The organism is Nostoc sp., assembly GCF_036917535.1.
Classification (GTDB): domain Bacteria; phylum Cyanobacteriota; class Cyanobacteriia; order Cyanobacteriales; family Nostocaceae; genus Nostoc.
This window is the reverse complement of record NZ_JBALDA010000096.1, coordinates 37,954-44,374: the sequence shown is the minus strand read 5'-3', so window position 1 is coordinate 44,374 and position 6,421 is coordinate 37,954. Positions and strand designations below refer to the sequence as shown.

General features: G+C 39.4%; 7 protein-coding genes. 3 read left to right on the top strand and 4 right to left on the bottom strand.

Going from position 1 to position 6,421, the window contains the following annotated elements; translation table 11 throughout:
* Nucleotides 1-102: 102 nt before the first annotated feature.
* Nucleotides 103-477 carry a hypothetical protein gene (locus tag V7K56_RS32250; RefSeq protein ID WP_334917443.1) on the bottom strand — a complete coding sequence of 125 codons (375 nt, stop codon included), beginning with the start codon at nt 475-477 and terminating at the stop codon, nt 103-105.
* Nucleotides 478-709: 232 nt separating this feature from the next.
* Nucleotides 710-1,432 (bottom strand): FAD-dependent thymidylate synthase, encoded by a 723-nt coding sequence (gene thyX, locus V7K56_RS32245; protein ID WP_334917441.1) that lies wholly within the window; start codon nt 1,430-1,432, stop codon nt 710-712.
* Nucleotides 1,433-1,629: 197 nt separating this feature from the next.
* Between thyX and V7K56_RS32240 the strand changes: the two genes are divergently transcribed.
* Nucleotides 1,630-1,845 carry a chlorophyll a/b-binding protein gene (locus V7K56_RS32240; RefSeq protein ID WP_114083012.1) on the top strand — a complete coding sequence of 72 codons (216 nt, stop codon included), beginning with the start codon at nt 1,630-1,632 and terminating at the stop codon, nt 1,843-1,845.
* A 145-nt stretch (nt 1,846-1,990) separates the two neighbouring features.
* Complete coding sequence (locus V7K56_RS32235) at nt 1,991-2,572, top strand: thioredoxin family protein (protein WP_334917439.1); 582 nt, start codon at nt 1,991-1,993, stop codon at nt 2,570-2,572.
* 80 nt (nt 2,573-2,652) lie between these two features.
* On the opposite strand, the gene V7K56_RS32230 is transcribed toward V7K56_RS32235, so the two are convergent.
* On the bottom strand, nt 2,653-3,165 hold the full coding sequence (locus V7K56_RS32230; protein ID WP_334917437.1) for a hypothetical protein: 513 nt from the start codon (nt 3,163-3,165) through the stop codon (nt 2,653-2,655).
* Between the two features lie 781 nt (nt 3,166-3,946).
* Between V7K56_RS32230 and V7K56_RS32225 the strand changes: the two genes are divergently transcribed.
* A complete protein-coding gene (locus V7K56_RS32225; RefSeq protein WP_334917435.1) occupies nt 3,947-5,161 on the top strand; it encodes a type I restriction endonuclease in 1,215 nt (404 codons plus the stop codon).
* A 176-nt stretch (nt 5,162-5,337) separates the two neighbouring features.
* Here V7K56_RS32225 and acsF read toward each other — a convergent pair whose 3' ends face one another.
* On the bottom strand, nt 5,338-6,414 hold the full coding sequence (acsF, locus tag V7K56_RS32220; RefSeq protein WP_334917433.1) for a magnesium-protoporphyrin IX monomethyl ester (oxidative) cyclase: 1,077 nt from the start codon (nt 6,412-6,414) through the stop codon (nt 5,338-5,340).
* Between the last annotated feature and the right edge of the window lie 7 nt (nt 6,415-6,421).

Below are 6,421 nucleotides of genomic sequence, written 5' to 3'. Positions count from 1 at the left end.
CATCCGAGACTTTTATTTATCTTGCCATCATACGCATTATGGTTCAGCGATTAGCATAATTTTTCACCTCTAAAAACTTTTCAAACATCCTCTAAACAAAGTTTACACAAAAATAGAACTTAAATCTATTTTTGCAAGTCCGAGTTGGTTTGCAATTTTGACATACTCATTAATTAGATAGTTTATATCAACAGTGGGAAGTTCATTTGATGTATGGTTTATTTCAGAGAGAGCAAAGCTTTTGTTAATCAAAGTTTTCGGAGGTAAGCCAGGAAGTGAGAAAAAAAGATTTAGGTTATAAAAATATCCGTCTAAAGAGTCAGAAACAAAACCTCCAAAAGAGTAGACGCTCCTACCTCCAGTACCATAGCCTTCAAACTTATAATTATTGATTCCTAACTGATTACACCTCTTTAACAACTCAATCACTTCACTTGGCTTTGAAAGTAAAAACTTGTCCTCTACACTGATGTTCATAAAATTTTATGAGTTTCTAAAATTTTGTCTTGATTTTAGCTCAAAAAATTCTCAAATTTGAAATTTTAATGACTTAATTTACTGAAGGTGCTAATCTTGCATTACCTAAACGCTGCTTTTCATACCATTGTGCGATCGCTCTGAATCTAGTTCCATAAATCAGATTGCGATTGCTTTATCCTACCGCAAATTATGTCAACTCTCGTATATAGAGAGCAAGGTAAGCCATTATCTAAGGTGCTAACCTTGCTTTACCTAGACGCTGCTTTTCATACCATTGTGCGATCGCAGGTGCCCAATCTTCAAAATGAGGCCACATCATTTCACACAACTTTTGAATTTCAAGTTGAGCATCTTTTTTATTTCTCAAGTCACAAAAATGCAAGAAAGACCTTAAATTGAAACTAACTACAAAATGCTGGCGATAATCAAAAGGCACTTTACCTCTTGCGTGTTCTTCAGACATTCCCTCCTCAAAATCAGCTTTATATCGTTTAGCTGCTTCTAGACACCATTGCAAATCTGCTGCTCTAGCTTCAGGTGAATAATGGTATTTTTTGCCTTGTCTATCAGTGTAATAACCAATAGGACGTAGGTAAAAAACATCTTCTATGTCTTTCTTACCTTCTACTACATCAATAAATTGGTTGCCTGTGTACCTAAAAGATTGTACATCAAATGATACAGAAACCCGATGAGTCCGCGCCTGCTGCATCACACTGTGGGGAAAGTAGCCACAGTTGAAAACAATCTGGGGATGCTCTAAAGGCCCATAGTGTCCCCTCTCACCCGCTAAAAGCCGCTTAACAATAATTTCGCCGCTTTGTGACTCCGACGGCCAGGAGTCACGCTCATCAAACACGAACCCATCGGTATAGTCTTGGTGCATCGCGGCATAAATCACCTGCTGCGGGTTTGGTGTTTTGGCAATAACCTCTACTCGAAATCGATGCATTAGCTGTTGGGGAATGGATTTGTGATTGAAAGTGCTTACGAACAAGGAACAAAGCCTGTTACTTAGACATAACTTTGAACTCGATTCATCATCATATCCTGGCTTGGACTTCTACTCGATTAGATCAAAATACTTTACAAATGTTCATATATTTGTTACAGTTATTTACATAAACAACAGAAGACAGAGGAAAATCCATGCGTACAAGCACTGCTATAATTGATGACCAAGGCAAACTGAACAACTTTGCGATCGAACCAAAAGTTTATATAGATGAGCAAGGCGATCGCACTGGTTTCACTCCCTATGCAGAAATGCTCAACGGTCGTTTAGCAATGATTGGTTTTGTCTCTCTGATAGCATTAGAAGTATTTACAGGACACGGTATTGTTGGTGTTTTGGCAAATCTCTAAAAACTAATTTATTTAATAAAATTCTCAACAAATATAAGAGACGGGAAATTTCCTGTCTCTTAATTTATGGAAAACTTAGTGCTAGAGTGAAAATATACTGATAACAAAAGCCGTTAGTTATCAGCGTAAAAATATTGGGTGAACTATGGCTTTAACTGCTTCAACTATGTTGCCACTAGGCACTAAAGCGCCAGATTTTAATCTACCGGAAGTAGTATCTGGAAAGGCAACTTCACTTTCTACCTTTGCAGATAAAAAAGCACTGTTGGTAATGTTTATTTGTCGGCATTGCCCGTTTGTAAAACACGTCCAAAAAGAATTAGTGCAGTTAGGAAGAGATTATTTTACAAGTGATTTAGCGATCGTTGCTATCAGTGCTAACGATGCAAAGAATTACCCAGATGATGCGCCAGAGTCGTTACAAGCATTTGTTACAGAACAAGGGTTTAATTTTACCTTATGTTACGACGAGAGCCAGGAAACGGCAAAAGCTTACACAGCAGCTTGCACACCAGATTTTTTTGTATTTGATGGCGATCGCCAACTTGTTTATCGGGGACAATTAGATGATAGCCGCCCTAGTAATGATAAACCGGTAACAGGTGCAGATTTACGCGCAGCCATAGAAGCAGTGTTAGCGGATAAACCTGTTACAAGCGAGCAAAAGCCGAGTGTTGGTTGCAACATTAAATGGAAACCTGGAAACCAACCTAGTTATTTTGGTTAAGAGGGATTGGGGATTGGGCATTGGGCATTGGGCATTGTGAAAACTTGTCCTCACTACCTACTCCCTACTGCCCATGCCTATCAATGTTTAATTTCCAAATTCAGTATGTAGCATCCTAATTGGACTTTTTCTGCCCACAATTCATATTCCAACCGCAAATGCTCTGGCAAGGGATGTCCATTGAGAGTTAGGCTACTAGTAAAGTTTCGTAAACGAATGGGATCATTAGGTTGTAATGACTCAGTTGGCAACCAATAGCGACTAATGCCATAAACGCCCTGTTCCCAAAAGTGACGGTAACTCACTTGAGCGTTACCTTGCATAGTCATGATGACTCGGTAAGGGGAAATCTCCAGCCACAAAATTCGAGGACTGTTAGGAGCGTAAGCTTTGCTTTTGGTTTGAGGAAGTGTGTCTTCTGGACTTATGACACTCTCTACTTCGCAGCTAATTAAAGGCGGTGCGGTCATCAGTAAATGGAATCGATCGGTATCTTTTTGATACAATGTCGCGGCAGTTTCGACAACAGACCAGATTGGTAGGTCAGTGGAAATAAGTGATAAGCACACGGGCTTGCGGTGATGGGTGAGCATGGGAGCGATAAGGGCTAAAAGCTATTGAACAAAGTGAAATGGACACTCTAGCTGTCTAATAGGTCAGGGTAAGAAACTAAATAGTAAAGCAGGCTTAATATTAATGAATCCGCTGATTTGTTAATAAGCTACACAAATCTGGATAGAAACAGGTAGAATGTCAGCTTACACAGCAAAAACAATACTTTATCTAGAGAGAGCTAATTCGTAAGTAAAGCTTGTAAATATTCTAAGGCTATAGCCTCAAAACAGTGGCAGTCGTTTTAGATGCTAAAAACCTTCTTCAGGGAGACTTACCGGAGATTGGAGTAAGTTTCATACAGCCAAAAGCGATAGGACACTAGGAAGGAAGTCACTAGAAGCAACAAACTAAGTCGCTGATGAACTTCCGGTGTATTCAAATGCCAGTGTATCCTAATGTCGGCTTCTGTTATAACCGTAGAAACTCACGAAAACCTTTCTCATCAAAATATTGCTGAGTAAAAAGTAAAATTCATTGACTCAGCAATATTTTGGTCTGCCCATTGACGGGGCGACAAAGAGGCTAAAGCTTCATAAAAAATCATTCTAATTTATTTTTATTCATTACCGATGCCATTGCACCTGTGAACAAGTCATCAGTGTTACAGGCTGGTACTTATTTGGGAATACTTTTATAGGAGTGATAAAAAAGGCGATCGCACTAACACTTTCAATCCAAATGTACTACTCACCTTAAAATCACTCTTATTTTACATAAAAAGACGTATCAATACTCACTAATCTAGCAGGAGCAACCAAGATGGCATTCACTGAAGATATTACCAAGCTATCTGAACAAGTGCGTAAGCGGGCTGATCAAGTTGTTGGCGAAGAATCTACTAAGATGGCACTGATTGTTCCTTTTTTGAGTGCTCTTGGCTACGATGTCTATGATCCTAGTGAAGTAATGCCGGAATACGTGGCAGATTTTGCTATTAAAAAAGCAGGGCAGTTTGAAAAAGTAGATTACGCTTTAGCTATTAACAATAATATAGTTATGCTCGTAGAGGCAAAAGCTCGTGGTCAAAAAGCTGAAGCACATGATGGGCAACTAAGCCGCTATTTTAATGGACTTTTGACAACAAAAGTAGCTATCGTCACTAATGGGGTTGAGTACCGTTTCTTCACAGACTTGCGTGATAAAAATGTTATGGACAAGGAGCCATTTTTTACTTTTAACATTCTGGAATATGATACCAAAGATATTGATAACCTCAAATTCTTTCACCGTGAGAATTTTGAGGTTACAGCTATTACCAACCATGCTGAGGAAATGGTTTATGTAAAAGGCATGACTCAACTTCTAGGAAATCTTTTACGTTCTCCTTCTGAAGAATTTGTTCGCTTTTTAGTGACTGAACTTGGTACAGTTGCTCCTAGTTATGAAATTAAAGGTCGAATTACTGGTAAAATTATTGAGAAATTCAAACCAATTGTTAAAAAGTCGATTCAAGGAAGTTTAGTAGAGTTAATGACTCGCTCACTTACTCCAGTAATAGATCAGCCTGTTGAACCTCCAACAGACATAGATAATGGAGAAGTGGACATACAACCAGATCCTCAAGAACCAAAAATAGTAACAACTGCTGAAGATCTCGAAGCTTTTGAAAAAATTAAAGCAATTACGCAAACCTCAACGAGTTACAATTATCAACTTCAATACAAGGATACTGCTTCATACTTTGGTATCAATCTTGTTGGCAAAAGTACTTGGTGGTTTCTGCGGCTGTATCTATCTTCGCAGAAAAAAAGTTTTGTTACTCGGCTAAGTGTAGATGAAGTCAAATCTCTAGCTTCAAACTTTGAAGTGCTGGAAGTAACAGCTTCTCTGGGGGATGCTGCATCAAAAGTAATTATTTCCTCTGTCAGTGATTTAGATAAGCTGACATTACTGATTCTAAGATGTTACGAGGCAGAAGCAGCCAAGCATCAAACATTGACTCCAAACATAATCAGAATGGAAAAATCAGCTTAACTTAAGGTATTTATTACCAAACTACACTTAACTATCTCCGATTTTTGCCTAAGAGTAATTTAGCGATCGCAGTACTAATTGCTTGACATTTCAGTAATCATTGTCTTGGAAAAAGGACAAAAAAAGTGGCTCTACAATCAGCAGAACCACCAAAGCTTTTGCAAATCTGTTGTAAATTAACGAACTGCCCCTTGAGCAGAAACAGTATCAATCGGTTTCATCAGGTACAGCCGCAATAACTGCCAGCCGTTGGAGATGTAAAGCGGCAGTTTTTGGAAGAATTGTAAGAATTTGGGAGTGTTGGAGTTAGCGATCGCACCCAGCTTCTCGTTATTGCTTATACAAACATCCAACCGCTGATAAAACTCTGGATTCTCTACATTCAGCATCAGCGGGAATACCCGACCTGCATTTTCGTTGGTCTTCTTAATTACATGGATATCGTATTCTCGTGCATTCAATCCCAAGGAGGCATAAAAGTCCTTGCGTTGGATGTCATTGAGATACATAGTCGCAAATACCGACAACAGGAAGAACCGACTCCACAGCCGTGCCTTCCAATCATTCAATATTTGCGGCTGAGATTTCATGACCGCATCAAAAAAATCGCCGTGACGGTTTTCATCCTGACACCAGTTCTCAAAGAACCGGAAGATTGGATAAACCCGGTCTTCGGGATGTGCTTCTAAATGGCGATAAATGGTGATGTAGCGCCAATAACCAATTTTCTCAGAAAGATAAGTAGCGTAGAAAATGAATTTCGGTTTAAAGAAGGTATAACTGCGACTCTTAGTCAAAAACCCTAGATCTAGGGACAGATTAAAGTCCGACAAAGCTTTGTTCAAAAAGCCAGCATGACGCGCTTCATCCCGTGACATCAGGTTAAAACACTCAGCCAAGACAGGGCTTTTGCCTTTCAAGCGACGACCAAGTTCTTTATACAGCAAAAAGCCGGAAAACTCTGCCGTACAAGAACGTTCTAGAAATTCAACAAACAATCGGCGAGTTTCCCCGTCAATATGATCCCAAGATTGTTCAAACTCGGCATCCCGAACAAAGTGGTGGCGGTTGTAGTCAGTGCGGAACTCTTCAAGAATGGCTCTTAACTCATCTTCATTGACGGAGATATCCATCCGTGCCATTTCATCAAAATCGGTAGTATAAAACCGAGGTGTTAACAGGGTTTCTTTTGCCGGGACTTTAATCCCTGGCCGGATTTCTTCAAAGCCTGGTTTTTTGAGGGAATCTACCATGTCTTGA

Excerpts from the sequence above, each read along its gene's own strand:
- V7K56_RS32225 (WP_334917435.1), top strand. The coding sequence starts at position 3,947 with ATGGCATTCACTGAAGATATTACCAAGCTATCTGAACAAGTGCGTAAG.
- V7K56_RS32240 (WP_114083012.1), top strand. The coding sequence starts at position 1,630 with ATGCGTACAAGCACTGCTATAATTGATGACCAAGGCAAACTGAACAAC.
- acsF (WP_334917433.1), bottom strand. The coding sequence starts at position 6,414 with ATGGTAGATTCCCTCAAAAAACCAGGCTTTGAAGAAATCCGGCCAGGG.
- thyX (WP_334917441.1), bottom strand. The coding sequence starts at position 1,432 with ATGCATCGATTTCGAGTAGAGGTTATTGCCAAAACACCAAACCCGCAG.
- V7K56_RS32230 (WP_334917437.1), bottom strand. The coding sequence starts at position 3,165 with ATGCTCACCCATCACCGCAAGCCCGTGTGCTTATCACTTATTTCCACT.
- V7K56_RS32235 (WP_334917439.1), top strand. The coding sequence starts at position 1,991 with ATGGCTTTAACTGCTTCAACTATGTTGCCACTAGGCACTAAAGCGCCA.
- V7K56_RS32250 (WP_334917443.1), bottom strand. The coding sequence starts at position 477 with ATGAACATCAGTGTAGAGGACAAGTTTTTACTTTCAAAGCCAAGTGAA.